Source organism: Microbulbifer maximicatervae (SeqCode) (genome assembly GCF_052466985.1).
The window spans coordinates 1,567,119-1,592,747 of record NZ_CP174298.1; the positions used below are offsets into that span (position 1 = coordinate 1,567,119).

The 25,629-nt window shown below is 45.8% G+C and carries 23 protein-coding genes; 8 read left to right on the forward strand and 15 right to left on the reverse strand.

Annotated features, from left to right (window positions below; translation table 11 throughout):
- Positions 1 to 161 precede the first annotated feature (161 nt).
- Positions 162 to 860 carry a hypothetical protein gene (locus tag ACJJI3_RS06830; RefSeq protein WP_444905498.1) on the forward strand — a complete coding sequence of 233 codons (699 nt, stop codon included), beginning with the start codon at positions 162 to 164 and terminating at the stop codon, positions 858 to 860.
- 244 nt (positions 861 to 1,104) lie between these two features.
- On the opposite strand, the gene ACJJI3_RS06835 is transcribed toward ACJJI3_RS06830, so the two are convergent.
- On the reverse strand, positions 1,105 to 2,025 hold the full coding sequence (locus ACJJI3_RS06835) for a LysR family transcriptional regulator (protein WP_444905499.1): 921 nt from the start codon (positions 2,023 to 2,025) through the stop codon (positions 1,105 to 1,107).
- 139 nt (positions 2,026 to 2,164) lie between these two features.
- On the opposite strand from ACJJI3_RS06835, the gene ACJJI3_RS06840 reads away from it, so the two are divergent.
- Complete coding sequence (locus ACJJI3_RS06840; RefSeq protein ID WP_444905500.1) at positions 2,165 to 2,929, forward strand: SDR family NAD(P)-dependent oxidoreductase; 765 nt, start codon at positions 2,165 to 2,167, stop codon at positions 2,927 to 2,929.
- Between the two features lie 56 nt (positions 2,930 to 2,985).
- On the opposite strand, the gene ACJJI3_RS06845 is transcribed toward ACJJI3_RS06840, so the two are convergent.
- From ACJJI3_RS06845 to ACJJI3_RS06860, 4 genes are all read right to left on the reverse strand, one after another.
- Positions 2,986 to 3,129 carry a DnaB-like helicase N-terminal domain-containing protein gene (locus tag ACJJI3_RS06845; protein ID WP_444905501.1) on the reverse strand — a complete coding sequence of 48 codons (144 nt, stop codon included), beginning with the start codon at positions 3,127 to 3,129 and terminating at the stop codon, positions 2,986 to 2,988.
- 621 nt (positions 3,130 to 3,750) lie between these two features.
- On the reverse strand, positions 3,751 to 4,185 hold the full coding sequence (gene tnpA / locus ACJJI3_RS06850; protein ID WP_444933710.1) for an IS200/IS605 family transposase: 435 nt from the start codon (positions 4,183 to 4,185) through the stop codon (positions 3,751 to 3,753).
- 179 nt (positions 4,186 to 4,364) lie between these two features.
- Positions 4,365 to 7,481, reverse strand: a complete 3,117-nt coding sequence (locus tag ACJJI3_RS06855; RefSeq protein ID WP_444941951.1) for an efflux RND transporter permease subunit — start codon at positions 7,479 to 7,481, stop codon at positions 4,365 to 4,367.
- A gap of 9 nt (positions 7,482 to 7,490) precedes the next feature.
- On the reverse strand, positions 7,491 to 8,612 hold the full coding sequence (locus ACJJI3_RS06860; protein ID WP_444941952.1) for an efflux RND transporter periplasmic adaptor subunit: 1,122 nt from the start codon (positions 8,610 to 8,612) through the stop codon (positions 7,491 to 7,493).
- Between the two features lie 95 nt (positions 8,613 to 8,707).
- Between ACJJI3_RS06860 and ACJJI3_RS06865 the strand changes: the two genes are divergently transcribed.
- Both ACJJI3_RS06865 and ACJJI3_RS06870 read left to right on the forward strand, forming a co-directional pair.
- On the forward strand, positions 8,708 to 9,274 hold the full coding sequence (locus ACJJI3_RS06865) for a TetR/AcrR family transcriptional regulator (RefSeq protein ID WP_444941953.1): 567 nt from the start codon (positions 8,708 to 8,710) through the stop codon (positions 9,272 to 9,274).
- 19 nt (positions 9,275 to 9,293) lie between these two features.
- Positions 9,294 to 10,172 carry an ABC transporter six-transmembrane domain-containing protein gene (locus tag ACJJI3_RS06870; RefSeq protein WP_444905505.1) on the forward strand — a complete coding sequence of 293 codons (879 nt, stop codon included), beginning with the start codon at positions 9,294 to 9,296 and terminating at the stop codon, positions 10,170 to 10,172.
- Positions 10,173 to 10,400: 228 nt separating this feature from the next.
- On the opposite strand, the gene ACJJI3_RS06875 is transcribed toward ACJJI3_RS06870, so the two are convergent.
- Together ACJJI3_RS06875 and ACJJI3_RS06880 are read right to left on the reverse strand one after the other, a co-directional pair.
- Positions 10,401 to 10,784 carry a 5-carboxymethyl-2-hydroxymuconate Delta-isomerase gene (locus ACJJI3_RS06875; RefSeq protein ID WP_444905506.1) on the reverse strand — a complete coding sequence of 128 codons (384 nt, stop codon included), beginning with the start codon at positions 10,782 to 10,784 and terminating at the stop codon, positions 10,401 to 10,403.
- Between the two features lie 31 nt (positions 10,785 to 10,815).
- Positions 10,816 to 11,757, reverse strand: coding sequence for a peptidyl-alpha-hydroxyglycine alpha-amidating lyase family protein (locus ACJJI3_RS06880; protein WP_444941954.1), 942 nt, complete (start codon positions 11,755 to 11,757; stop codon positions 10,816 to 10,818).
- Positions 11,758 to 11,874: 117 nt separating this feature from the next.
- Here ACJJI3_RS06880 and ACJJI3_RS06885 point away from each other — a divergent pair, with 117 nt between their 5' ends.
- The gene (locus ACJJI3_RS06885; protein WP_444897553.1) at positions 11,875 to 12,771 is read left to right on the forward strand and encodes a LysR family transcriptional regulator; all 897 of its coding nucleotides are present in this window, start codon (positions 11,875 to 11,877) and stop codon (positions 12,769 to 12,771) included.
- Between the two features lie 28 nt (positions 12,772 to 12,799).
- Here the strand turns inward: ACJJI3_RS06885 and ACJJI3_RS06890 are convergent, their stop codons facing one another.
- The 3 genes from ACJJI3_RS06890 to ACJJI3_RS06900 all read right to left on the reverse strand — a co-directional run bounded on the left by ACJJI3_RS06890 (position 12,800) and on the right by ACJJI3_RS06900 (position 18,040).
- Entirely contained in the window at positions 12,800 to 13,246 is a 447-nt protein-coding gene (locus ACJJI3_RS06890) for a GNAT family N-acetyltransferase (protein ID WP_444897554.1), read from the reverse strand.
- A 304-nt stretch (positions 13,247 to 13,550) separates the two neighbouring features.
- Entirely contained in the window at positions 13,551 to 16,676 is a 3,126-nt protein-coding gene (locus tag ACJJI3_RS06895; protein WP_444941955.1) for an efflux RND transporter permease subunit, read from the reverse strand.
- Complete coding sequence (locus ACJJI3_RS06900; protein WP_444941956.1) at positions 16,673 to 18,040, reverse strand: efflux RND transporter periplasmic adaptor subunit; 1,368 nt, start codon at positions 18,038 to 18,040, stop codon at positions 16,673 to 16,675. The genes ACJJI3_RS06895 and ACJJI3_RS06900 overlap by 4 nt, the downstream gene beginning before the upstream one ends.
- 277 nt (positions 18,041 to 18,317) lie before the next feature.
- Between ACJJI3_RS06900 and ACJJI3_RS06905 the strand changes: the two genes are divergently transcribed.
- Both ACJJI3_RS06905 and pcp read left to right on the forward strand, forming a co-directional pair.
- The gene (locus ACJJI3_RS06905) at positions 18,318 to 18,737 is read left to right on the forward strand and encodes an ester cyclase (protein WP_444941957.1); all 420 of its coding nucleotides are present in this window, start codon (positions 18,318 to 18,320) and stop codon (positions 18,735 to 18,737) included.
- 95 nt (positions 18,738 to 18,832) lie between these two features.
- Positions 18,833 to 19,501 carry a pyroglutamyl-peptidase I gene (pcp, locus tag ACJJI3_RS06910; protein ID WP_444941958.1) on the forward strand — a complete coding sequence of 223 codons (669 nt, stop codon included), beginning with the start codon at positions 18,833 to 18,835 and terminating at the stop codon, positions 19,499 to 19,501.
- A 175-nt stretch (positions 19,502 to 19,676) separates the two neighbouring features.
- On the opposite strand, the gene ACJJI3_RS06915 is transcribed toward pcp, so the two are convergent.
- The 4 genes from ACJJI3_RS06915 to ACJJI3_RS06930 form a co-directional block, all read right to left on the reverse strand.
- Complete coding sequence (locus ACJJI3_RS06915; protein ID WP_444941959.1) at positions 19,677 to 20,423, reverse strand: putative adhesin; 747 nt, start codon at positions 20,421 to 20,423, stop codon at positions 19,677 to 19,679.
- A 175-nt stretch (positions 20,424 to 20,598) separates the two neighbouring features.
- Complete coding sequence (locus tag ACJJI3_RS06920) at positions 20,599 to 21,036, reverse strand: cupin domain-containing protein (protein WP_444913556.1); 438 nt, start codon at positions 21,034 to 21,036, stop codon at positions 20,599 to 20,601.
- 94 nt (positions 21,037 to 21,130) lie between these two features.
- On the reverse strand, positions 21,131 to 21,637 hold the full coding sequence (locus ACJJI3_RS06925) for a DoxX family protein (protein ID WP_444941960.1): 507 nt from the start codon (positions 21,635 to 21,637) through the stop codon (positions 21,131 to 21,133).
- A 315-nt stretch (positions 21,638 to 21,952) separates the two neighbouring features.
- The gene (locus ACJJI3_RS06930) at positions 21,953 to 22,282 is read right to left on the reverse strand and encodes a DMT family transporter (RefSeq protein ID WP_413665519.1); all 330 of its coding nucleotides are present in this window, start codon (positions 22,280 to 22,282) and stop codon (positions 21,953 to 21,955) included.
- A 1,009-nt stretch (positions 22,283 to 23,291) separates the two neighbouring features.
- Here ACJJI3_RS06930 and ACJJI3_RS06935 point away from each other — a divergent pair.
- Entirely contained in the window at positions 23,292 to 24,410 is a 1,119-nt protein-coding gene (locus tag ACJJI3_RS06935) for a KamA family radical SAM protein (RefSeq protein ID WP_444941961.1), read from the forward strand.
- 152 nt (positions 24,411 to 24,562) lie between these two features.
- Here ACJJI3_RS06935 and ACJJI3_RS06940 read toward each other — a convergent pair whose 3' ends face one another.
- Positions 24,563 to 25,513, reverse strand: coding sequence for a D-alanine--D-alanine ligase family protein (locus ACJJI3_RS06940; protein ID WP_444941962.1), 951 nt, complete (start codon positions 25,511 to 25,513; stop codon positions 24,563 to 24,565).
- Positions 25,514 to 25,629: the final 116 nt, after the last annotated feature.

Consider the following 25,629-nt stretch of genomic DNA (forward strand, 5'->3'; position numbering starts at 1 on the left):
ACTCATGGCAAAATTTAACCTGCACCTCAGTACAAATTAATTCGATAGAAACTCTCTACCAGCCAAATACAAGTCGAGTAAATTTGAAAAGAAAAATACTGTGAAAACAGCCAAAAATATGCGGTATTATGCCAAGCATAAATAAAATGGAGTTCAAAGCTATGCCGCTGCAAGATCAACTAAATTCTCGTAATGCATTGAGAGAACTGAAAGCTGACCCGCAAACTGCACTACAAAATTATCGGTTGCAAGTCGGCCTCCAACCTGGACATCAAACGCAGCTGGCTCGAGTCCCATTCTCACTCAACTTGGGAAGTATCAATATCGGCCCAGGTGCACCAAATAACGACAGTAGAATCTATATTCAGGCTCTCACAACCCCAACGCGAGGGCACAGTTCTGTGAATCGGTATACCGCACTATTACGGCCCAATACGGCAAATGCGGATTTTTGGGTAACCGAGCGTCAAACTGGCTGTAGCTTAATCATTCTTGACTGGGGTGGTGGTCAGCTCTCTATGGGACACTTGCAGCCCCATCCCTTTAATAGTTACAACCAGGTAAATCAAACTATTATCAATAATACGCCTCTCAGTGTATTTGCCAGCACGCAGAGAAGCTACTTACGAACAGACGTCACTCAGCTAATCGATGCCTCTAAAGTTGGTGGCCTGGACCCGAATCGTTATATTTTGATTCAATCAAACTTTGCGGCCATTAATCTGCAAAATAAAAATGTAATAGGTGTTAAGGAAACGGGCCAATGGAACTTTTACATGCAAACCAATGGTGTGAATAGAACTGTCCAGCAGCTCGTATGGACCGACTGGAGTTCCTACCTGCCCTATTTTGCCTACTAATAACCAGGTTTCTAAAAAGACCAGATTGGTTGAACAGAGTATCAATCTGGCCAGCAGCGGGTCGCACATAGTATGTACGGGAAAGGATACCTGATTGGCATTGTTGCTGCGCTTGTCTTATGGCTACTGCTTAGATATGTCGACAAGCGCTACTACCAAGAGAAAAGAGAATTAAAAAGAAAGAAGCTTCAGGAAATTCAAAAGAACAAAAGAGATGATACGTAAAACCCTGCCATATTTGCTTTTAAGGCTGAATTAAATCCCTCTGCAAGCCCTCAACCAATGCCTGCCAAACTACCTCTACCGCTTTACTTCTTATAGACCTTCCCAAGCACACTAGATGGATCGGTTGCAGCTCAGGGCTTCTCCATTGCTGAAAGATAGGCATCAACTTGCCCTCCGCTAATTCCCGGCGCACCAGAAGAGGATCAATCATAACTATACCTTGACCCATTGTAGCTAATTCAACCAATGTACGGCCATCATCGACTACCATCGCCGGATCAATGGGAATGGTCTTTATTTCACTACCATCGTTAGAAAAGTGCCAGTGATCAATGGTTGTTGTTTGGTTACTAAACACTAAGCATTGATGCTGGCTTAAATCATCTGGAGAATTAGGTTCCCCCCTACTCGCCAAATAATCCGGGCTGGCAAACCACCCCCAACGCTTTTCACCTATTCGGCGCGCTACCAATGAAGAGTCCGGCAAGTGCCCAGTGCGAATGGCAATATCAACGCCTTCATCCAGTAAGTTCACAACCCTATCGCTTAAGTTCACTTGAAAAGTAATTTTTGGGTAGCGTTGCTTTAGTAATGGTATGGATGGCAATAAGTACCGCTGCCCCATTAAGGTAGAGCAACTTATCTTAACTCTACCAACAGCTTCATCCTGGTGGGAGAGGATCAGGTGTTCGGTATTGCTCATTAGCTGAGCCATTGTCTCCGTTGCTTCCAACAAAGCAGCACCGGCATCCGTAAGGCGCAATTGCCGCGTACTTCTGTGCAATAGACGCTGATCAACAAACCCCTCCAGCTGTGCCAGCTTCTTGCTGACTGATGAGCGAGGTAAGCCCAGCTGATTAGCAGCCCCCTGAAAACTGCCTTGCTCAATGACCAACCGGAAGACGTACAAATGTCCCAAGTATTGATGTAGATGCTGCATTCTGCCTCACTGCTTCCAAATTAGAATCAAAGTGTTGCCCTAATGGTGCCTTATTGATACCAGTATAACAACATATCCTCCTAAGCCTAATCTTGGCAACTGCCATTCATTGCACCATTACAATCGCAAGAGAGGATCTATGGGACACCAGCAGAGAACAAAAACCATCGCAATCACTGGTGGCACTGCCGGTATTGGACTCGCAACAGCTAAGCACTTTTTAACCGAGGGCTGGCAAGTCATCATCACGGGCCGAAACGCTGAAAAACTGGAACAAACAGCCGAGGATATCGCGGGCCTCTTTGGGAGTAGCGGCCAGCTGACCTGCCACCTATGTGATAGCGGACAACTCGATCAAATTGAGCAACTGGGAAACAAATTACAAAACGATGAGGTTAAACTGGATGCCCTTATCTTGAATGCCGGTATTTTCAAGCCTGGGATATTTGAGGAAACCGATGAAGCCCTCTTCGATCACACTTTTGATATCAATGTGAAGGGACCTTTTTTCACACTGCAAAAATTACTACCGGTGATGAATAACCCCTCCAGCGTGGTTTTGCTTTCAAGTATTGCCGTAGAGAAAACCTTTTCGGGAACTTCCGCTTATAGCGCGAGTAAGTCTGCCATTGAAGGTTATGCCCAGGTCCTGAATGCGGAGTTAGCGGTGAGGGGAATTCGTATAAATAGCGTACGCCCCGGAATCACCCTGACCGAAATCCAGGAAAAAGCCGGCATGAGCCAATCAGACATTCAAAGTCTCGCAGAGAGTATGATGGTAACGCCACTGGGCCGGGCACTTGAGGTAGATGACATAGTGCCAGCAATCCACTATCTGGCCACAGATCACTCAGTCGGTATGCGAAATGCACACCTGAAGGTTGATGGGGGCTACTGCCTCTAACCGGCTTGAAAGTGCACAAGTGGGGGCCAAGCCCTCCACTTGTGCGAATGACCACCTTAGAAATCCTCTTCATTCAGTAGTTTGGCTACCGCACCTATGTGATCAGGGTCTAATAACAAGCCACCCAGCACAAAATTATCTGAATAAACCGAATGCAGTTGGGGAGCAGTGTTTTCATGGTGCCACCACAGAAATGACATTTAGCATTCCTTCCCAGAGTATCCATTTGCTTTCCAAAATCCAGTTTACCCACCTCTACTTTGCGGTTTAGCTTCAGATCCTCTTGGACCAACTTACTTAAAATGGCTCCTCTTACCCGGTGAAACATTTCGATTAACTGTTCCATATTTTCTACACGAAAATGACACTATTCCTCTATTAATTTTCGAGAACAATCACTTGTGCAAATTACCGCACTTAAAATCTGGCCTTTAAACAATATCTCATAACATATTAAACCCAGAACTAGGATAGACCTATTATCTTCTTCAACAACGTGAATCCGCTTATATACAGGCCTATTAAGCTCCAAGTAGTAGCGAGATGAAAAAACTGGGGGAGGTCTAGAAAATAAAAAAAACAAATGGCAATAAAAAAGTAGTATGACGCAATTTATCACCTACATACAAATTGCATTAGAAGCGCCCTCTACTATATAAATCCTGTTAAAACTTGAATCTTATTCACCGATGAACGCGCTCGAATTGGTTCTTGATGACTACCGGGCACCTGTTCCCTCACAAGTACTGGAGCCTTTAGTGGCAAAATCAGCAACCACCCGCATAGCGGGTGGTATGGTGAAAGCCCCCAGAGGGGGCTTGTTACAATCCCGCCAATTGCATCTGCTCTTGCCGGCGTTCTTCAACCTCTTGATTCTTGATGTACTCTCGAATCATCTGCTCATCAAGCCCTACTGTACTCACGCAGTAGCCCCGAGCCCAAAAATGTCTTCCTGTGAAATTTCTCTGTACATGCTTGTACTTCCGAAATATCCGGATCGCAGATTTCCCTTTCAGAAACCCAACCGTATTGGAAACACTTAACCTGGGAGGAATCATTAACAACATATGAATGTGATCCCTCATTGCGTACCCCTCGACCAACTCAATGCCTTTTTGACGACACAAGTCTCGGAATATTGCTCCAATCTCACGTCTCAATGCCCCAAATAACGCTTTCTTTCGATACTTGGGCACAAATACCACATGGTACCTGCAATAATGTTTCACGTGAGCTTGGCACTGCCAATCTCGCATATGGCCTCCTTAAAGAACTTGCCGGTTCATGGAGGCCATATTTTTACTCTGCACGCCGGAACGGCAGAGCCTTGTCAAGTCTCACCGCCAGAGGCGGTGGTTTACCCATGTATTAATTAATGAACGTTTAGCTGTCCCCTAAACGTTCACTCGTGAGATCAACTTGGTGGCTTAAGTCATCAAAGCGAGACTTGCTTAGGGTAAGAAGTGCTATCACTTTTCGAAGCAATTTTGCATTGCACAAAAGAAAGTAAAAGAGGGATCAGGATTAGGGTAATCGGTGTAGCAAATAGTTCCCCAAATACCAAGGATATAGCCGCTGGCTTTAAATATTGGGCTTGCTCACTGGTTTCGGCTAATAATGGTAGCAACCCACAGATAGTAGTCACCGTGGTTAAGAAAATTGCCCTAACGCGACTTTTCCCAGCTTGAAGTAACGCTGTTTTTACTGGTACGCCCTGCGCGTAGAGCTGATTAAATCGGCTCATTAATACTAGGGAATCGTTAATCACTACCCCAGTCATTGCCATCATCCCAAACAAGGATAACAAGCTTACTGGGAAGCCCAATAGGCCGTGTCCAATAATTGCCCCTGCAAAGCCCATTGGAATCACCGACATAATAATCAAAGGTTGCCAATAGGATTTTAATGGTATCGCCAACAAAACGTAGATAAGTAAAAGGGTCAGCAACATGGACTTTTTAAATCCAGCCTGTACTTCTACTATTTCGGCAAATTCACCAACGGCCTTAATTTGGACACCCGGATATAGGCGCTCCAGTTCTGGTACCAACCCTTCCTTTAGCTTCTCCCAGTTTTTTTCCGGTGAGATAACAGAACGATTCTGACGCCAGTAGATACTGACCACTTCATCGCGATTACGACGATAAATAACCTCGGGCTCACGCTCATACTCAAGCTGGGCGATTTCACCTAAGCTTACGTAGCTGTTGCCATCCAGGTTAATAGGAGTCGCTTTTAACTGCTCAATTGTTTTAGTTTTTGCTTGAGGAAAGCGGGCCAAAACCAGAGTTTCTTCACCTTTATCCAACAGGCGATGTATTTCAATCTGGCCGTATGCTCCGCCTATCAGCACCGCCAGATGGCTTTGATCAATTCCCAGGCTGGCTCCTCGCTCATTAACCGAAATTTTCAGCTGTCTTTTAGCAAGTTGGCTATCATCGTATACATCGTTCACACCGGGCAACTCAGCGAGTGAAGCCTTGAGGCGGTCAGCCACTTGTTTTGCCTGATCTCGATTGCGAGCAGAAACCGCAATGGCAGTGTCGCCCGCCGGCTCCTCCGTAAGGCTAAACTTCACTGCATAGCTACCCTCCAGGATACCTGTATGCAGCCGCAACTCCTCTAAAAAGCGGTTGCTCGCTAATTTAGCCAAGGCGTCATGTGTTAATTCCGCTGTCAACTCTATAGTCTTGGTGCCTTCCTTTGACACTATATACTTGCTAACAGGTGAATCTGGAAGTTCAAACTCCTGTTGCAACCTATTTGCAGTGCGCTTGATGGCCTGTTCAAGCTGACCGGTATTGCGTTCCACTAAAGTATTTGCAACACCATGCTGCATAGTCACTTTAACCGTGGCATAGCGCCCTGGAATCTCAGGGAAAAATACTGAAGCAATATGCCCCTTGAACATAGCGCCATAGGCCAGTAGCAAAAAGGTGACGAACAGACTAATGCTCGTTTTCCGGTTTACCAAGCTCAAAGACAAAAGCGGAATATATATCTTATCCGAAAATTTATCTAATAAACGGTTACATTTCTCTCTGGCAATCTCAATCCATCGTTTTAGTGCGCCTTTAGTTTGAGTATGTGTATTTGGATAGCTCAAATGGGCGGGTAATATAAATTTGCTTTCAATTAGTGAAAATATCAGTGCAAATATCACTACAGCTGAGAATCCTGACAAGGCTTTTGCCAACTCATTTTCAATCCATAACATCGGTGAAAAGGCCGCGATTGTAGTCAATACGCCAAAAACTGTGGGCACGGCTACGGCTTCAACACCCTTCCAGGCAGCTTCTTTAGTGTCAGTTGTATTTTGTCTCGCCTGGTGAATACTTTCACCGACCACAACTGCATCATCTACCAATATCCCCAGCACCAAAATCATGCCGAATAAAGTGATATCGTTAATGCTGTAATCCAGGGAAGGAAAACCCATCAATGTAATCGCACCAGCAAGGGATATGGGAATCCCCAAGGCAACCCAAAAGGCCAGCCGCGTATCTAAAAAAAGCACCAATAGTAATAAGACGATGAATAATCCCTGTAAGGCGTTGCTACTTAGTAGGTCTAATTGCTCGGAAATATAAGGGGACATATCCGCCATTACATCCAATTGCATATTCTTGGGTAAGGTCGGTTCTAATGATTCTAATACTGATTTTGTGGCTTCATTGATATGAAACAGGTTGTCCTTTTGGCTGGTGGATATCATCAGTGCGACTGCAGGTTGCCCTTGGTATCGAACAATACTGTCGGTTTGCTCATAATCTCGCTTAACAGTAGCGATATCACTGAGTCCCACTCGTGCCGTCGATGTATTGATAATGGGGATATTCCTAAGTTCCGCCAAGTTGTCAGCCAGGAAACTGCCCTGCAGTACAATATTGCCATTGGCCGTTCTTAATTCGCCACTGCGATATTCTACTGACCATTGGCGAATACGTTCCGTTAGGTTTTCAATGGATAAACCGTAGCTTTGGAGTTTCCTGAGGTCCGGCTCTATAGCCAATAGCTTCTTTCTTTTACCCAGGTTTGTCACTTTAGAAATAGCAGGATGTTTCTTAAGTGCTCGCTCTACTCGTGAGGATACCTGCTGAAGAGAATCATTATTGTCACCACCGTAGACCATGACAAACGCCGCAAGATTCGTATATTCACTGCGATAAATACGCGGCCGCTCCGCCAATGCAGGAAAACCTTCGATACTTTCAACTTGATTGCGAATATCTTCTATCAAACGATCCAGCTTAACATTAGTATTTTTTCTCACTACTAATGAAGCGTAACCTTTGCTCGATTGACTGGTTATGCGCTTTATCCCTGCAACACCACTGATAGCTTCCTCAATACGCTGTGTAATACTCTCATCGACCTGGCGGGCAGTGCCGCCGGGGTAGACAACGGAGATTTCGACTTCCGTAGGTGGAATTTGTGGGAAGCTTTCCACCCGCAGATTTTGAAAGGTCAGCAAGCCTGCAACCAGAATGAACACCATAAGAAGGTTAGCGGCAACCGGGTTATCCAGGAACCAGCGTGAGAGTGTTTTCATGTGCAGGCCTTAGTTGATAGTCATTGCAACCGCTTGACCTTCAACAAAGTTGGTCAAAGGAAAGCGAACAAGCTGACGATTCTGGTGGGGCCGATTCTTGTAACGAAACAGGACTGATTCCGGCCGCATATCCAGTAGCTCTATCTCTTCCAAAAGTAGGGATTGTTCAGAAATGCTCCATACTTTCCCATCTTCTGTAAGAACCGATGCTGGTGCGCTGACAACATAGCTCTGTGTGTTGCCTCCAAACACTACACCGACCTGCTGATCGGCGAGCAAGGGAGTCTCGTGCTGAAAGGGGTTAGCCACTTGCAACATAAGGCTACGCTGACGGGTGACCGTATCCATGATTGGGCTAAGGTAGCGGACCGAGGCCTGCCATTGTTGTCCGTCAGGCGCCTCTATAGTGATTTTGTTGGGGTCTTGCTGAAGGCCGTCTAAGCGCTGCCAAGTCTGCTCGGATAGCTCAACTTTAATATCCAGGTAATCACTGGCTGCCACTCGAAAGAGTACATCCCCCTCATTTATCCATTGGCCAGGATGGATTAAATCTGCAATAACCACTGAGTCAAAAGGCGCTTTGATTTGCGTATCAGCCAGCCTCTGCCGGGAGGATGCGAGAGCTCCCCTCGCCGCTTCTCGATTTGCCTCTGCGGCTTTGACATGTGGCTCCAGCCGGCCAAATGATGACTTCGCTTTATCCCCTCGTTTTGCTACGTATTGACGCGTTAACACCTCGGCCAAGTTGAGTTCAGCTTCTGACACTCTGGCTTGAGCAGCACTTAGCTCAGACTGGTAAAAAGTATCCTGTAGCGATGCCAGTATTTCTCCTTTTCTAATGAGGCTGCCCGGCATTGCGTGTTTAGCAATATGGGTGACACGCCCGCTGACTGACGCGATAACTTCAGTCGCCCAGCGGGGTTGTGTTATGCCCGTTGTTTTGACTTCAAACTGTGCATCCGCCGGTACCGCCTCTACGACGGTGACAGTAAGACCAAGCTCTTTGGGCTTCTCGACCATGGCTACCGGCTGTTGCTCAGCCCCAAGCCACAGCCCTACCAAGACCAGTAAGCTGGTGGCAACGACACCTGCAGCCCGTCGCTTTAACCAGATTCCCGCAATTTTCATCATGCCTAGGCAACTTACAGTTTATGGAACACTCTTGCACCATAACTAATAGCAGATTATGATACAAGTATGTTCCATAAAGTTTGAGTGATAACTCCATGGCTGATCAACTAGATGCGCGTATTCAGAAGTCACAAACTGCGATCATGAAGGCAGGAATGGAACTCTTGAGCAAAAACAGGGAGGCGTCACTTAGTGACATTGCCAGGGCGGCTGGAGTTGGGCGCACTACCCTTTATCGCCTTTATGACACGAGAGAAAAGCTGATTAAGGCTGCTGCAATTCACTGCCTGCAGGCATTTGATAAAGCTACCGAACACTTGGAAAGCGAAGCTGAATCAGCTCTGCAAGCCTTCCACCTGATGTTCAAGGCGATCTTTCCGCTGTCCGCTGAAATGGAGTTTTTAATGAAGCTGGGAGACTTTGATGGAGATGACCCAGAACTCACCGCGATCTATGAGAAACAGGGAAATGAAATCGCGACATTAGTGGAATACGCAAAATCCGAAGGCAGCTTGTCCAAGAAACTTCCTACTTCCTGGGTAGTAAACCTGGTAGAAGGTCTGCTTTATACATCCTGGTTAACAAAAAATGCAGAATCCATAGACCACAATACGCTGGCCGATTTAGCGTTTCACACATTTTGTAATGGCGTTGCTAGTTAACCATTGAGAGTGTTGTTAAATGACTCAGCCAGTTACTGCTGATTTTACGAAAGATAAGCACAAACATTCTTTACTTTCGATTTTTACCCGATTTAAGTGGCGAGTATCCTTGACCCTAGCGCTGGTCATTATTGAAACACTCCTCGAACTACTCTTTCCACTTGTCATCGGCTGGGCTATCAATAGTCTGTTAGAACAGTCCTATGATGGCATTTATCTATTGGCAATCTTGGGTACTATCTCTGTCCTTATAGGAAGTGCTCGAAGATTTTACGATACAAGAATCTACGCACATATTTACCAGGTAGTTACGTCGGAAATGGTAGCCCGTGAAAAAGCAAAGAGGCAGTCGGTATCGACTATTACTGCGCGCTCCAGTTTATTAACTGAAATTGTCGAATTCTTTGAAAATAGTCTACCAGAAGTCATTACCGTTTCTATTGGTACGGTGGGTTTGCTCATTATCATCAGCGCTATCAATCTTAATGTCTTTCTAGCTTGCCTGGCTCTTCTTGCTATGATTATCCTGATCTATTGCGTAATCGGAAATACCAATTATCAGCTGAATGAATCTTATAATAATGAGCTGGAATATCAGGTTGATGCGATTAAACAGCCAAATGTTGAGCATGCAAAAGCACACTTCCAGCGCCTTATGCGGTGGAATATTGAATTGAGTGACCTGGAAACAGGTACTTACTTTATATTGTGGGCAGGCATAGTCGCTTTGTTTGTTTACGCTCCCATAGCTGCAATCGATGGGGGCCTGGTTAACTACGGGTTAATAGTTGCCTTATTAATGTACGTTTTCGACTTTATTGGGAAGGTATCTGCGTTGCCACTCTATGTTCAGCAGGTTATTCGTTTGAAGGAGATTTCTAATCGGATTCGATCATAAGGAAAGAGGGGCTTTATTGCCAAAGGCACTCCCCCCGTTCCAAAACAGCTGGGCTTCTCACCAAATACTGGCTCAATCTCAAAAGAAACTTTGGAAGCCGCTTTCAAAGCTTGATACAGGCACAGATGACCGCCGGCGCTTTCTTTCTACTAATGATCCGCCCCATCAACAAGCGCTGACCACTTATCATCCAAAGTACCAGAAAAGGCTACGCAGTTCCCCCTCCCGTCAGCTGGGAACATTGACTATTGATACCAAAGGACCAATTCCCAATGCAGCGCGATTACAATATGTAGCCCGCACGATCTCGCGGACCTCTACAGAAACCATCTCCACATCGGGCACGGCTGCACATAGGGCCTTGGCTAGTAAATGAGCCAAGCTTTGTCGCTGCTCAATACTTCTACCTGAAAGCAGACTGCACTCCAGGTGTACAAACGGTGCTGGTTCAGGTCCAACCAAATAGTGCTCGACAGGTAACAAACGAACTTTAATATCCCCCGGCTCAAAGAGTGCAGACTGATCTGCAGCGGCATGGATAGAAGTCAGTAAGCTATCAACATCTACCGACTCAAGTAGGTTAGAAGGACACTGGATAACACAGTGAGGCATAAATACTCCCAGGTGAATTTTGAAAGAAAAGCTACATGACCGGAGCGGGTAGTGTATCCGCTGGCAGTAAGCGATTAATGCTCCAGTTCAAGATATGGGACACCCAAAGTCCGTCGTCATCCACATAGATCCCATGTACAAAGCCAAATTGCTTCTGTCCCCGCCCAGGCTGGCCTTGATAGCGCATCTTGAGATCACCAGACAGGTCGTACTGTCGCACTTCCTCGGCCCGTGCATCTGTCATCCACAAAGCATCACCTTTGAGAAAGAGGACATAGGGGTAACCTATTCCACGCCATTGAGTTAAATATTTACCCTGTGAATCAAAGATCTGTAGCCTGCGGTTTTCACGATCGGCAATATATAACTGCCCCTCAGAATCAATCACAATGGAGTGAGGGAAATTAAACTCTCCAGGGGCCTCCCCCTGACCACCCCAGGTGGTTACCAAAAGGCCATTCTTATCCAGCTTTACGATGCGGCTGTTGCCTTTATCCACCACATAAATAAATCCATTTCTATCCACTGCAACATCTTGGGGCTGATCGAACAGCACCAAGTTGTAGTCGCGATCAAACCAGCCTTCACTGGCTGCTCCTCGCTTCCCCAATACCATGGCTACTTCGCCATCAGGTGCAAATTTCAATACCAGGTGCGTGGCAGTATCGGTAGTCCAAATATTGCCCTTATGGTCTATACGAAGACCATGCGGATTTTCAAACAGTCCCGCGCCAATTTCGCGAACAAAACGCCGCTGCCCATCGAACTCCAACAGCGAATGAGACCCTCGGTGAAACACAACAAAGTGGCCATTCTCCCTGCGGACCACCCCCGCAACCTCCCCAAAGTGCCAACCCACTGGCAACTTAAAATCACCCCCCTTGACGTGAAATGGCTGGCTGTTTGGCGGTGCCTCGGCCAGCGTAAAGGCGCTGGGAACCAAAATCAGGCATAGCAATACAATCACTCTCATCAGAAACCCTTCTTAACTTGTCGATCTGCCAAGATATTGTGACTTTTTCCTATAAATGCGTTAATAGCATAATTTTGATATTCACTTTTTCCTGCCAGGAAATTATTGGAGGTTCCTTTGGACCGGTTCCACTTAATTCAGGTGTTCACTACGGTGGCGCGATTGGGGTCATTTACCCGTGCCGCCCGGGAATTGGGGTCCACGGTGTCCGCTGTGAGCAAGGCCATCCAACAGCTTGAGCAGCGACTGGGTACTCGGCTAATTCACCGTACTACCCGATCCCAAAGCCTTACGGATGCGGGGCGGGACTACCTGGAAACCACAGAGCGTGTCCTTAATGATCTTAGGGAAGTGGAAGAGCGCCTAACCAGCTCCAAAGGGCAGCCCTCTGGACTGTTGCGGATTACCGCCCCAACGGCTCTGGGGCAGTTCTGGCTGGCACCTAGGCTCCCGAAGTTTACAACTGAGCACCCAGATATCCGTTTGGATCTGATTTTGGATGATCAGCTTCGGGATCTTACCGGTGAAGGGTTTGACCTGGCATTGCGCTCCCAACCTGCGCAGCCCCAATCAACGCTCTACTCTCATCAAATCGGCCGGCACGATCGGCTCCTGGTAGCATCTCCTGAGTACCTGGCAAGGATTAAGTCTTTTTCCTCCCCGGACCAACTCAATAAATTCCAACTACTGTGTTACAAATACAGCCGCGATCCACTTTCCTGGACCTTTCAAAAGGGGCAGGAATCGATCACGATTGCCCCCAAGCCCTACTTTTCAAGTAATAACTACTATTCCCTCTACCAAGCAGCCCAGTCTGGCGCCGGTATAGCTTGCCTTTACGATTATTTGGTAGAGCGGGATATTACGGCGGGTAACTTGGTTCAGGTTCTGCCGGATTGGCAGCAATCAAGCAGACCACTTTTTGCGGTGTATCAGCAGAGAAGAGCCGCCTCCGCCAAGCTGGATGCCTTTTGGAGGTTTCTGGAGGAATGTTTTGAGAACAACGCCTGCTGACACTCCTGTAGCATAGGTGTTTGTGTATTTAGTTGGCGCTGGGGGGGCGAACCATCTCATTGGCAAGTACAGGGACCCCACTGTAGGTAGTTTGCAGCTCCCTGGTCACCACAAAACCATATTTGCGATACAGGTTTTTCACCGGGTCGTTGGTTTTGGCAACCTGCAGGTGTACAGCGCCACTGATTTCCCCTAACAGGTACTCCAGCAACTCCCGCCCTACCCCCTGACCTCTAAACGAAGGATGCACAAACAGTGCACGAATCTCATTCTTATATCGCGCACCATAGCCAAGAACATCACCTTTTTCGTACACATAAATATCCGACTCCATCAGCTGGGCCAAACGTTTTTGATCTTTATCCAGCGGCAGCAGATTGAAACTCCGGTTTTCAAACCGTAGCTCATCGAGTTTTGAACGGGCATATATATCCAGCACACTTGGATAGTCATTTTTATTGTATTTTCTAATCATTTTGAGAGTGAATCTGTACAAAAGAAGGCAAGTTCAAATTTATCTTCCTGATTATCAGTTGAAGTACGGGGGACAACAAGGACTATTCGCTACTTATTCCGTGACGTACATGAAACATTCGACTACTTATTAAAACAAATCCGAAACCCTATGTTGGATACTCGTACAAGTGCGCTAATTAAGAATTGATGAATAATTCTTCCTGGAGCTCAAAGTATTACCACTGCCTTCTCTTTTGTCTTCCTTCTTCTACCACTCATTTCGGCTACTTTTTCACTTCAACAACCAAGATTATCTGGGTGCTTTAGGTCGTAGAAGCGGCGATATCTTCAGGTAATCGATCTAGCGGCTCCTGAATTCGCTCAGTTAAGCCAAAGTCCTTGAGAATGCCATAAAGGGCTGGCAGGACTAACAGAATCAAAACGGTTGAACTACTTATCCCAAATACAATACTGGTTACCAGTGGAATCAGTATCTGGGCTTGAAGACTGGTTTCGAACATCAGTGGCAGCAAGCCGGCTACTGTTGTCAGTGAGGTAAGGAAAATAGCCCTGAACCGGTCGCGACTGGCTTGACTCGCCGCCGAGTGAACGTCCATTCCCTTTCGGACACGAAGCTTCACAAACTCTACTAACAGGATTGAATCATTCACCACAATTCCAGTGAGAGAGACAAATCCCATCATGCTGGGCATCGTCATATTCTGCCCCATAATAATATGTCCCCAGACTACACCTATTAAAGCCAGGGGAATCGCCATCATCACAATTACAGGTTCGGTATAACTACGAAATTGAAGCGAGAGTAGTAAATAGATTCCTATTGCCCCGATCAACAAGGCCTTACCCATCGATAGACCTGTAATGAGACTATTCTCAATCTCTCCTTTCATGGTTACCCTTAGGCCCGGAAATTCCTGCTCCAATGGTGCAAAAAAGTTCTGCTGGGTATCCAGCAGAATTTCACTGGCATTGGCCCTCTCTGTAAAAACATCTGCAAAGACCGTAACAACACGCTCACCATTTATTCTCTGGATACGCGCATAGTCCCGGTGCATTTCAATATCGGCAATTGCCATCAAGGGTACACGCTGCCTTGTTTCAGGGTGGATAATGACAAGCTCGTCAAATCGTGACAGCGCACTGCGAGATGGCTCATCCATTCGAACACGAATTTCGTAAGTCTCTCCCTGATACTGCACTTCATCAATCTCTGTGCCCTGATAGGCAGCTCTCAGTTGAGTGGCCACAACACTGGCATCAATACCAGAAGCATAAACCCCCTCCCGCATTCGGACCGTCAGCTGTGGCTTACCAGGACGCAGGTCATCTAGTACATTCACCACTCCTTCGTAACTGCGCAGCCAGTTTTGTAGACGTATAGATATTCCTTTTAGCTGATCAATATCCAGCCCGGCCAAGCGAAGGTAAATAGCTCGTCCAGCTGGACCAGGCGATGGCTCCTTATACAAAATCGCGATCGCACCAGGGATATCACCAGCAGCCTTACTCCAGGCCTGACGTAACTCACTGATACTTGTATGGCGAACTTCTGCAGCTAGTAGGTCGACATTTATTGTGGCTACATGAGCTCCAGTCTCAAAAGCATCGCCATTCACCCCGTAAGTAACACTAATGTGCTCGATAAGAGGCGCTACCTCTTTCCCTGAGAGGTTTTCAGCAGCTAAATACAGGGCCTTCTTCTGATATGCCACCAGCTTTTCCATTTCTACGAGGGAGGTTCCTTGGGGCATTAGAATTCGGGCCTGTAGTAAATCTCCCTCCAATGTAGGAAACCCTTGGAATTTAACTAACCCCGCAGGAAGTAAACTCACCGTAACAAAAAATAGTCCCACTACGCCGCCGACAAAAGCATATCTATATTCAACCGCTTTATCAGCGACACGCCCGACATACTCTCTCCACAACTCAAACCGCTGAGCAAAAGCGATTTTCCAGGCTGGTGGGTTTTCCTTGTGCAAAAGGGCATGACGCAAATGGGCGGGGAGAATAAGAAAGGCTTCAATCAGGCTAACCACTAGTACAGAGATTAAAACAATTGGTAAAACTTTGAGGACCTGCCCCATGTCCCCTTTGATAAAAGCTAATCCAGAAAAAACGATCACGGTAGTAACAAATGAGGAGATAACCCCCCTTGCAACACGCTTGGTTCCGATAACCACCGCCTGAAGAGGTGTACGGCCATCCCGGTATTCGGTGGCGATACTTTCAGAAAGCACAATGGCATCATCCATCAAGATGCCAATTGCAATCAGCAGCCCCACCAAGCTGATCATATTGATGGATATACCCAAAGCAGTAATCACAGCAAAGGCGCCGAGAAATGAAACGGGCAAGCCCATCACCACCCAAAACACATATCGCCCGCTAAAAAACAAATAGAGGGTCAGCGCAACAAGAATAAGCCCTTGCCAGGCGTTGATAATAATCATCCTTAAACGATCAGCAACAATTGAGGCGCTATCCTGAGTAAGAATCAACCGCATTTCTTCCGGCAAACGGGCATTTTCCGCTTGTACAAATTCGCGAACCGCTTCCAATACTCTCAAACTGTCATCCACGCTGTTTTTCTGAACAACAAGCAATGCGGCTCGCTGCCCATCAAAAGTGATTTTGTCCTCCTCCTTTTCAAAACTGTCGTGGATAGTGGCAATATCGCCCAATCGCACCTCTGCGCCATCCATTCCTTTGACAACAATAAGTTCTTCAAGCTCTGCTGCGGTGCGCCGCTTTTCGGTAAAACGAACCTGATACTCCCGATCAGGTGCAGTTACCTTACCGGCGGGCATATCAATTGCCTGCTTATCAATAATTGCGGCAAGATCGGCAACACTCAGTCCATACTGTCGCAAATTGTAATCTGAAATTTCCACTTGCAATTGATGGTCTGAAAAACCGGAAATTTTGACAATGGGTACCAACGGATGACGAAGCAACTCTCGGCGATAGTGCTCGGCCAATTGGTTGAGCTGGATCAAAGGCAAATCTGCGCTTAGGGCAACACTCACCACCGGCTGGGTACGTCCCAGCTCTTCTATGACTGGCCTTTCGCTCTCAGCAGGAAGGGAGTCTATCGCATCTACTGCAGATTCAATGTCGGCAAGAAACTGCCCCATATCACCTGCTTCCTGCATTTTCAGTTTCATCACGCCAAGATTGTCTGCAGCTTCACAACGGCGCTCATCAATAAATGGGATGCCATCCGTTGCCTCTTCGAGGGGGAGGCAGATACTGTCTTCGACCTCAGCGGTAGCTGCACCAGGATAAAATACTGAGACTTGTACTTCGAACTTGTCGATTTCCGGCATAGTCTCTCGCTTCATCGTCGGCAATACGAAAAAGCCAGCCAGCATTAAACCCACCATAAGCAAATTGGCAGCAGTTGGGTGGATCGCAAAAAAGCAAATCACTCGCCAACTTCCTCTGCTGCCACGGCCAGGTCTGAAACTCCCTTTTTGACATCGATGACAGATACTGCCGTCCCGCTGATTGCTGGGATAACATCAGTAGTTATCACCTGATCTCCAGGCACCAAGCCAGAGCGAACAACAGCTAGATCACCCTGGTAGTAGTCCACCGTTATGGTGCGAATCTTCAATTGATTATTTTCAGCCAAGTAGACCCGCCCTTCATGCATGGCTCTGCGAGGGATAACCAAAGCTGGCGAAGGAGGTGCAATAAGCTTAATCCGGGCATACATACCACGAAATAGGGGCGGCCGACCCTCGGCTACTATATTTCGATAAGGGTTATCCACTGCAACCACTACGGATAGAGTTCTGCTTGTGGTATCCATGGTACCTCCAACTCTCACTACCCTGCCCCGCCATTCCACCGGTTTAATACCACCTACCAATCCAACCCTGGCCTCCAATCCCAATAAGGCATCTGAGAAGTCGTCAGGCGAGAGAGTTTGATCACTGGGAGATTCAATACTCCGAAAAAGAGGCACTATTTGAGCCATTGTCAGTTCGGCTGAAACCTCCACCTGATCCATGCCATAAGCGACAAAAAGCGGAGTCCCATGGGCAACAGACTGGCCAGCCTCCACATAGACATCACCGATCCGCACGTTATAGGGCAGGCTTATCCGGGTTCGCGATAACTGGTAGCGACTTTCATCGAGCAGCGCTTCAGCACGACTTACCTGGGCCTTTATCACCTGCCTACGAGTGGGAAAGAGAGAGAGATTACCCTTTTGAAGTTCAACTTCTTGTCGCAACTTCAATACCCGTTGCTCCTCCGCATCAGCCGCTGAGCGAGAAACAATCCCCTTAACCGCCAACTGCTCTTTTCGCTGTAATTCCTGTTCCCCTAATTCCAGTGTCCTCTGAGCTATTTCCAACGAACGCTGGCTATTAGCCTTTTCAACCTTCAATTCTTGCAGTTTTGCGCGATAAACAGCCAGGTCACTCTCCGCTTGAGCAACGGCCAATTGATAGCTGGTTTCGTCAATATTTAGGATTGGTGCCCCGGCAGATATTATTGCGCCAGGTTCCAAATCAGCCGACACTGAAACCACACGACCACCAACTTCAGAGTTTGCCTCAAGGGTAAGGCTCGGCATCACCTCTCCAAAAGCAACAGTTTCAGCGCGAATAGGCATTTGCTTCACTTCGATGGCTTCCACCAGCAGCTCCGGAACTTGCCCTTCGTATCTTTGTGGTTTCTGTCGACTGGCCACCAGAGACATAGCCATTAAAATTCCACCAAGTATCAAAACGGGTAGCATTCGACGACGCTTTAGTAAGGCTTTGATTGCGCTACTTGTCATAGTTTTACCCACAAAGAACTGGCCTAACCAGACCTTAAAAAGCCTAGTGCCTCTAAAACCCAGTAGTTGAATACTCTATTAAAGTTCGCAGAACGCACAACACCCTATAAAGCTTAAAGTAGTTACTCAATATATTTATTTATCATGTAATCTGCGCCAACTCATATCAATCGACTATCAATATTGAATCCAATCCCACTTCGATTCGCTCCCCCCTTAAATTCACTGAACTATGCTTGGGCTACCAAATTCCGACCTAACTTACAGTGGGACAAAAATGGCGAACAATCACAAAGAGACATCAAAAGCGATACTGGAATTGTGGGGGGACAACTTCCCCGACAAAGCAACCAATTATTTAGCACCAGATTATAAAAATCATCAAATGCCCTATGCTGGTGGCAATACTTCGGCACTATCAGTAAAAGAGTGGCAGGAACTTGTCACAGATTTTCACAAAGGGTTCTCCAATACCAAGTTGGAAATTCTGCTGCAAATTGCCGAGGGAGATTACGTCTGCACTCGCTGGAGAATAACCGCTACCCATACTGGAAAGTTTCTACAATATGAAGCAACTGGAAAAACCAGTAGTTGGACTGGCGTACATACCGACAAATATAAAGATGGAAAAATGGTGGAAAGCTGGGTGGACTGGGATAAATACACTTTCCTGGAGCAATTAGGTTTAGTTGAATAGCCGATCACGAACCAGCCAAAGGTAGCCTGCACAACGCTACCTTTGACAAATAACAATATATCAATCTTTCTGTATCTATTTACGATAACATCTCTATGGCAAAAGTTTTATTGACTGGCTTTGAGCCCTTTGGTAACACACCGATAAATCCAGCGGAATCAGTTATGCGTATGCTGGACGGAACACGAATAGCCAATGGTGATATTCATGGTCTTTTGATACCCAACAACTTCTTTGAAAGCATTGAAGTTGTCACGGATGCTATTGAAGAAATAGAACCGCAATTAGTGGTGATGTTAGGAGAGTACAGTGGCCGTGCAATAATTACGGCTGAGAGAATTGCACAAAATTATAATGATTCCACCAGATATAATTTGAAAGATAACCGGGGAGTTGAAATGCAGGGTGAGCCGACTGTACAAAATGGTCCTGTCGCTTATCACAGCACACTCCCTATCCGCGCAATGGTTATGGCAATGCGCAATATTGGTGTTCCTGCCGACATTTCTGATACTGCGGGTACTTTTTGTTGCAACCATATGATGTATGGCGCGCTTCACTATATCGCGACTAATCAACTAAATATCCCCGCCGGCTGGATACACCTTCCTCAGTTACCCCAGATTGCCGCACTACCCGAAAATATCGGTAATCCCAGCATGTCAAAAGAAACTGCCGCCCTTGGGATACAGGCCGCCATTGAAGCCGCACTAGCTAACCCGCGGGACACTGACGATCCGATCCCTTCTCACTTACAAATCTAATCAAATTGAACAGTTTAGTAAGGTCATATTTTTCCTACTAGTAATTTCAATGCAATCAACATACAAAGAAGGAAATATCAACGAGATAATTCAAAGCACCAAGCAGATCAATAAATGCTCTTACCGAATAAAAAAAGGCCATATTAACACTATAAAACAACCCCTTCTGGTACTACTAATTTATAGCAACATCATCACTATATTTATCTCCTCCGGATAGACCCGACATCACAACTACTGTGCCAGTCCAAAGAGTATTTCTACAGAAGAGACAATCAATGTCATTAAAGTGATGCCCCTTTTTCGCCAAGGTATCCAAAACCCACTTCAGGTTTACAGCTGCCATAAACTGTCTATTTCTTATGGTCAGAATACTGGGCGGCTGAAAGGACTGAATGCTATTTGCCTTGGCAACCATTCCGATATTATTAGCATTCTGAATTCTGCGTCTTCGACTATCGCTATCATTGTGAGACATAATCGCATTAATCGAAGTATAAGTTTCATTGTTAGTATTGTGTCTATTAGTAGCGCTACTGGTATACTTTGTCAGGATGTAGTTAAAACAAGTATCATTTAAACCTAAATCTTCAACAGAATTGGCCCCCCGATCATAAAACCTCCCAAGTCCAGGGTCATTCACACTGAATTTATCACGCGAGTAAAAATGCAGGTTAATATTGTGCTCTATTTTGAAACTGGATGTAGTTCTGCGATACCCGTGAGCAGTTACAATTAACCGGTTTGTTGTCATTCCACGAGGAGTCCACAACCAAGCACGACCATCAAGATCTATACACTGATAGTTCCCTGCCACCGCCACTTCAGAATCATCAAAGGTATGCCAAAGCGCTGTTGCCTTATTACCAAAATAATCCTTTAAAGCACTTTTGACATTACTGAAAAACTCCTTTGCAGGCATAAACCCTCCCCAGCTTTCAAAGCCTAAGTTAACAAATAGAATTATCTCGAGAAAAATCGTATTCCACCCAACAGCCAAAGTAAATGTTTAAAATATGCGATTTTTTTAATCAAAAATAGCTTTCAATAGCTACAGGAAATATGATCCGGAGTCTATTAGGCAAACTATCAGATACTCACTCTTCAGGAGCAGGAAGCAAAGAGTCGACAGTTAATATAAGTAATTTCGCGGGATCTGTTTTGGAGGGATTAATCGTACAATGCCCCTGCTGGTCAATAGCTATACCATTAACAGGCGTATCTCCCCCAAAATGAACATCTCCAGGCCTATATGTCACCTCAACACCGTCCCGAGTTGTCGTACGCCAACAGCCAGATAATGTAATAACCCATTGAGGGTTCGGAGTAGAGTGAAAATCGCTTTTCCACCAAGGAGGCAAAATTGCAAACTCACTTCGAATAACTTTAGGCAAATCACGATAGTGATATTCGGGCACAGGATTGGAGTATTGAATCAATTCAAAATCTGAAAAATGTCCTACAGTGGTTCTTGACCTTCCTCTTTTATCATACCAAAGATGATAAAAATCTTGGCGAACGATTTCTTCTTGCACTACGAGTATCTCACCTCATCAGCAAAAGCTAAAAATTGCCTCATCGATAAATCACTAATTATCCATAGGTTACCCTAGTTTCAGACAATCCAGATCACCTACTTAGAAACTGTAACACCGAAGAATTTGTCTTCCTCAAATATTGATCTACAGACCACTTTCTGCCACCAGTTAACACGAAAGATAAGCAAATAAAAGCCCAAAAAAGAGGGTATTCCCACCCACCATAAACGGTTTGTATATTTCCACTAATATCTATACCACTGACATGACTTGCCCATGAAAAACCTGCGAGATAATGCCGCCCTTCAAATAATGCAATGATCAAATAAAGAGCAGTCCCAACAGCGGCAAACCGCGTAAACAAACCGAAAGTAAATCCAACAAATGCAGAGAACGCACAAATACCAGAGATAATCACCATAGAGGATGAGTATCCAATCCCCTCAAAATAATGAACAACAAAATTGTAAGCGTCTGCGCCCAGCAGACCAAACTTCTCAGCAAAATGATGGGTAAAATTGAGCCCGATATAAATTCGAATCAAGGCCAACTGTAAATCAGCTGCAGTCTCATAGCTTTCGTGCGTGCTCTGCTTCATATAACACTTCCTTAACACACAACTCAACCACAGCCATACCTTCCTTTTTAAGAGATATCATAAAAGGGTTTACAGTCATCTATAATAATAGGCCAAGCCCACCCCGTTGAACCGCAAAAATTGCCTAATTCGCAACACCATATATATTATTGCGGTAAACCAGGTTTACCTAAATGACAAAAGAGGCAATTCAAAGAATGCCCCAAACCTATTCTTCGGAGGAGGCCAGCAATTCATTGATGCATTTACACCGTAAATCCAATCTCACCGGCCTTTCTCTGAGTAAAGCCGCCCTATAAAAGCTGTAGGAAAAAGCTACTGCTCAAACACAGTGGATTTTATAGTAATTAGAGCCGTACCCATAAATATCAAAGCAACTCCACTCACAGCGTATACGTCAAACTTTTGCTGCCAAATAACCACAGAAGCTGCACAAACAAGAGCAATACCGACGCCTGACCAGATGGCATAAGTCATTCCCACATTCATATTTTTTAGTACAAACGCAAGAAATAGACTCGCCAGAGAATAAAAAAAGATAGAGGCCATTCCCAGCCACCACTTTTCCCAACCGTTGGAAGCCTTAAGTAGTAGGGTAGCTGTAACTTCGGTAATGATTGCAAAAAATAAAAACAAATAGGTCAAGTTCTACTCCATTAGAATTTATTGTAGTCAAATCACTTGATCAGCTAGATACTATCAAATTTATGACGAATAGCGCTATTGGAAAATAGCGGGGATTCTGCTATTTACTATGCGGCTGTACGAAATACAATGCTGGACTTTACAGTCAGCAGTCAGCCCTCTGGCTACCCAAGATAACTCATGTCTTCCCATTGACAAATCAGCAATAAAAGAAGAGCTAGATTTCAGCCCCGACAACTACCTAGCCTATCGATACCAATAGATCTAATTGTAGTATTACAGCTGTTTTTTATACTCCTCCAGAAACAATCGTGACTAATTTTACACTCATATTGGCCCCATACCAGCGATTACTGACTTGTTGAAAAATACTCAATGTGTGCAAATATTTATTAAACAGAGGAGTGCGGACCAAATAACATCTACCTCACGTAGCAGGCAAGTTGCATAGAGCAACAACTAAACGATATTTGGGATATAGGATTGAAATATCGTGAAACCGATACTTGGTATAATTTGTGTGGTTACACCCTATATCGCCAATGACGTACCCCTTTTTAGACCTGTGTTACTACAGGCATACAATCGCGATGATTACAAATTTCTCGATTTAGCGTTTAGAGCGCAAAACACTTCTCTCCCAAGCTATCGACAGAACAGTATTCTTCGTACCTACCAGCTGAAAATCGCATCTTCTTTTTTTATTAGAAAGGCGGCAGATAAAACACAGCCCCCCTACTTCACAAGGGTATTGAAGAAACTAAGTAGTATGGTCTCAAAATGCACTGGAATTGGTTGCTCAGAAGTTGGCTGCCCAAAATATCGCAGAAAGTCCTACAGAGATTTGAAGCATTACGAACATCAAATCCTTCCACAGATTTCATTACACATAATGATTGCTTCAAGTTACTGGATCCAGGCAATCCATGTTCAAGCCCCTTACAGGCAATCTCGGATATCGAGGCAGACCATCAGCAACAAATGAATGCACAGCAAAGCGGCGATACTTATGCGCAACATTATAGTCCGTTCCGTAACGGGAAACTCTGACGAGGCCTGGTCTGATTGGCGCTGGCAAATGCGCAATCGCATCAGCACATTGGATGGCCTAAAGCGATGGATCAATGTTTCTACTTCTGAATCTGACGCTATCCAAAAGCTAAAAGGAATCTATCGGTGGAGTATTACACCCTACTACGCCTCCTTAATGGACCCTGATGACCCTAATTGTCCAATTAGATTGCAGGCAGTTCCCTCACTAGAGGAAACCATCGTACCCGACAGTGCAGACATTGACCCTGTAGGTGATCAGTATTTTCGTAAAACCAACCGCGTCGTACATAAGTACCCAGATCGCGTCATCTTTCTGGTAACGTCTGTTTGCCCTGTTTATTGCCGTCATTGCACAAGGAAATTTCACACCACAACGGTGGGCCCGGAAAGTTATTTTGAACAAGGCGAAGCAACCAGCTGGGATGAGGATATTGCTTACATAGAATCACATCCACAGATTCGCGATGTATTACTCACCGGCGGCGACCCACTGATGTATTCCAACGACCGCTTGGCCAAACTATTGGAGAAGCTGAGAGCAATAAATCATGTGGAAATTATTCGTATTGGCTCACGCTTTCCCGTACTGGCCCCCCAACGTATCACCGACGAATTGTGCGAAATGCTCGCATCATTTCATCCGGTGTGGCTGAACACGCACTTTAATCACCCCAAAGAAGTCACAGAAGAAGCCGCCGCTGCATGCGACCGCTTGCTGAGAGCGGGCGTTCCGGTGGGAAATCAAACAGTGCTTTTAAAAGGCGTAAATAATTCACCGGATGTTATGCGACAATTGATGCTCGCTCTGGTAAAAATACGAGTCAGACCCTACTACCTCTATCACTGCGATAATGTGGTCGGTGTCTCTCACTTTATGACAAGCCTGAAGGAAGGACAGGCGATTTATGAGTCATTGCAGGGGCACATCACGGGTTTTGCGGTCCCTCAATATGTACTTACTACTGAGCTGGGCAAAAACCCGGTCATGCCCTACGAATATGTAAAACAAGGCGATATCGAAGGCGAATGGCACATTCGAAATTTCAGAGGGCAAACGGGTATATATCTGGAGTAACAAAGTGCTAACTACCAGAGAAGGCAATCATAAGTCACAGATTTATTGCGCTGATGCCTTTTGGATGCTCCTGAGATATCCAAAACACCAAGTGTTTGGCAACGGTAGTCTGCACCACAATATATCGTAGAGTTTTACAGGATCCAGGATAACTATAAATGACTGCTTATAGCTGATTCCACAATGCGGTTGATCATGGCCCCATACTGAATACCCGCCAATTCACACATCACGGGCAGTTCAGAAACTTCAGGCCGCAAACCGGGTAGGACATTGACCTCCATAACCATGGGGGCTCCCTGTGCATCATAGCGAATATCAACTCGACCACCATCACGACACTCAAGTACTTCCCAAGTCTTCTGCGCAATTGCTCGAACCTTTAGCGCCTGACCATCGTCAACCAGCCGGCCGGGGAAAGCTCCATCATACTTGTAATAAACAGGTTCATCGCCCAATAACTTTTCCATCACGCCAATGCACTCGGCAGTTGCACCCGTCCCCAAAAAACCCACAGTAAACTCTCGGCCAGGTAGGAATGTTTCAACCAGTACTGGCTGATTAAATCGACTCAAAAGGTATTCACAGCGGTTTTTCAAAGCTGCCTTGTCGATAACTTTGGACTCAGGCGATACCCCCTTACTGGTTCCCTCTCTGAGCGGCTTTGTCATCAAAGGGTATTCAAGCTCCACTCGATTGACATCTGTAACGCTTCGAACAACTGCAAACTGTGCCGTTGGTATACCCATATCCCGCAATATGCGTTTGGTCATCTCCTTATTAAGAGTCACTGTGCTGGCAAATGGATCAGAAAATGTGTACGGTATCTTCCAGGCGTCCAACAAAGCGGGAACCTGTGCTTCGCGCCCCGTTCCATACATCCCCTCAGCAACATTGAACACTAGATCCCAGGTGTTACCTTCAACCAGTTGCTGCGCCAATCTGTAAATATTGCCGACCCGTTCGATATGGTGGCCTGCGCAGGTAAGCGCATCGTGAATCGCATCTATCGTCTCCAGGTAATCAAGTTCAGCGACGTCCTCTTCACTAAACCCCATCCCGAGATAATCATCACGAAGGTCGTAGACTATACCGATACGCATCAATCATGCTCCGCTGCCACTACACAATCTATCGAATGCCGGGCTGGAATATTAGCTACGCAACTGATTTTCACTTTAACGCCCCCCAGCCCCTACCCGGAAAAGTGAACGTAAAA

What these genes read in the sequence shown, in the direction of transcription:
- ACJJI3_RS06845 (WP_444905501.1), bottom strand. Translation starts at nt 3,129, where the DNA reads ATGTCATTTCTGTGGTGGCACCATGAAAACACTGCTCCCCAACTGCAT.
- ACJJI3_RS06900 (WP_444941956.1), bottom strand. Translation starts at nt 18,040, where the DNA reads ATGACAAGTAGCGCAATCAAAGCCTTACTAAAGCGTCGTCGAATGCTA.
- ACJJI3_RS06890 (WP_444897554.1), bottom strand. Translation starts at nt 13,246, where the DNA reads ATGATTAGAAAATACAATAAAAATGACTATCCAAGTGTGCTGGATATA.
- ACJJI3_RS06865 (WP_444941953.1), top strand. Translation starts at nt 8,708, where the DNA reads ATGGCTGATCAACTAGATGCGCGTATTCAGAAGTCACAAACTGCGATC.
- ACJJI3_RS06855 (WP_444941951.1), bottom strand. Translation starts at nt 7,481, where the DNA reads ATGAAAACACTCTCACGCTGGTTCCTGGATAACCCGGTTGCCGCTAAC.
- ACJJI3_RS06905 (WP_444941957.1), top strand. Translation starts at nt 18,318, where the DNA reads ATGGCGAACAATCACAAAGAGACATCAAAAGCGATACTGGAATTGTGG.
- ACJJI3_RS06840 (WP_444905500.1), top strand. Translation starts at nt 2,165, where the DNA reads ATGGGACACCAGCAGAGAACAAAAACCATCGCAATCACTGGTGGCACT.
- ACJJI3_RS06940 (WP_444941962.1), bottom strand. Translation starts at nt 25,513, where the DNA reads ATGCGTATCGGTATAGTCTACGACCTTCGTGATGATTATCTCGGGATG.
- ACJJI3_RS06860 (WP_444941952.1), bottom strand. Translation starts at nt 8,612, where the DNA reads ATGATGAAAATTGCGGGAATCTGGTTAAAGCGACGGGCTGCAGGTGTC.
- ACJJI3_RS06830 (WP_444905498.1), top strand. Translation starts at nt 162, where the DNA reads ATGCCGCTGCAAGATCAACTAAATTCTCGTAATGCATTGAGAGAACTG.
- pcp (WP_444941958.1), top strand. Translation starts at nt 18,833, where the DNA reads ATGGCAAAAGTTTTATTGACTGGCTTTGAGCCCTTTGGTAACACACCG.
- ACJJI3_RS06915 (WP_444941959.1), bottom strand. Translation starts at nt 20,423, where the DNA reads ATGCCTGCAAAGGAGTTTTTCAGTAATGTCAAAAGTGCTTTAAAGGAT.
- ACJJI3_RS06935 (WP_444941961.1), top strand. Translation starts at nt 23,292, where the DNA reads ATGCGCAACATTATAGTCCGTTCCGTAACGGGAAACTCTGACGAGGCC.
- ACJJI3_RS06880 (WP_444941954.1), bottom strand. Translation starts at nt 11,757, where the DNA reads ATGAGAGTGATTGTATTGCTATGCCTGATTTTGGTTCCCAGCGCCTTT.
- ACJJI3_RS06835 (WP_444905499.1), bottom strand. Translation starts at nt 2,025, where the DNA reads ATGCAGCATCTACATCAATACTTGGGACATTTGTACGTCTTCCGGTTG.
- tnpA (WP_444933710.1), bottom strand. Translation starts at nt 4,185, where the DNA reads ATGCGAGATTGGCAGTGCCAAGCTCACGTGAAACATTATTGCAGGTAC.
- ACJJI3_RS06875 (WP_444905506.1), bottom strand. Translation starts at nt 10,784, where the DNA reads ATGCCTCACTGTGTTATCCAGTGTCCTTCTAACCTACTTGAGTCGGTA.
- ACJJI3_RS06870 (WP_444905505.1), top strand. Translation starts at nt 9,294, where the DNA reads ATGACTCAGCCAGTTACTGCTGATTTTACGAAAGATAAGCACAAACAT.
- ACJJI3_RS06925 (WP_444941960.1), bottom strand. Translation starts at nt 21,637, where the DNA reads ATGAAGCAGAGCACGCACGAAAGCTATGAGACTGCAGCTGATTTACAG.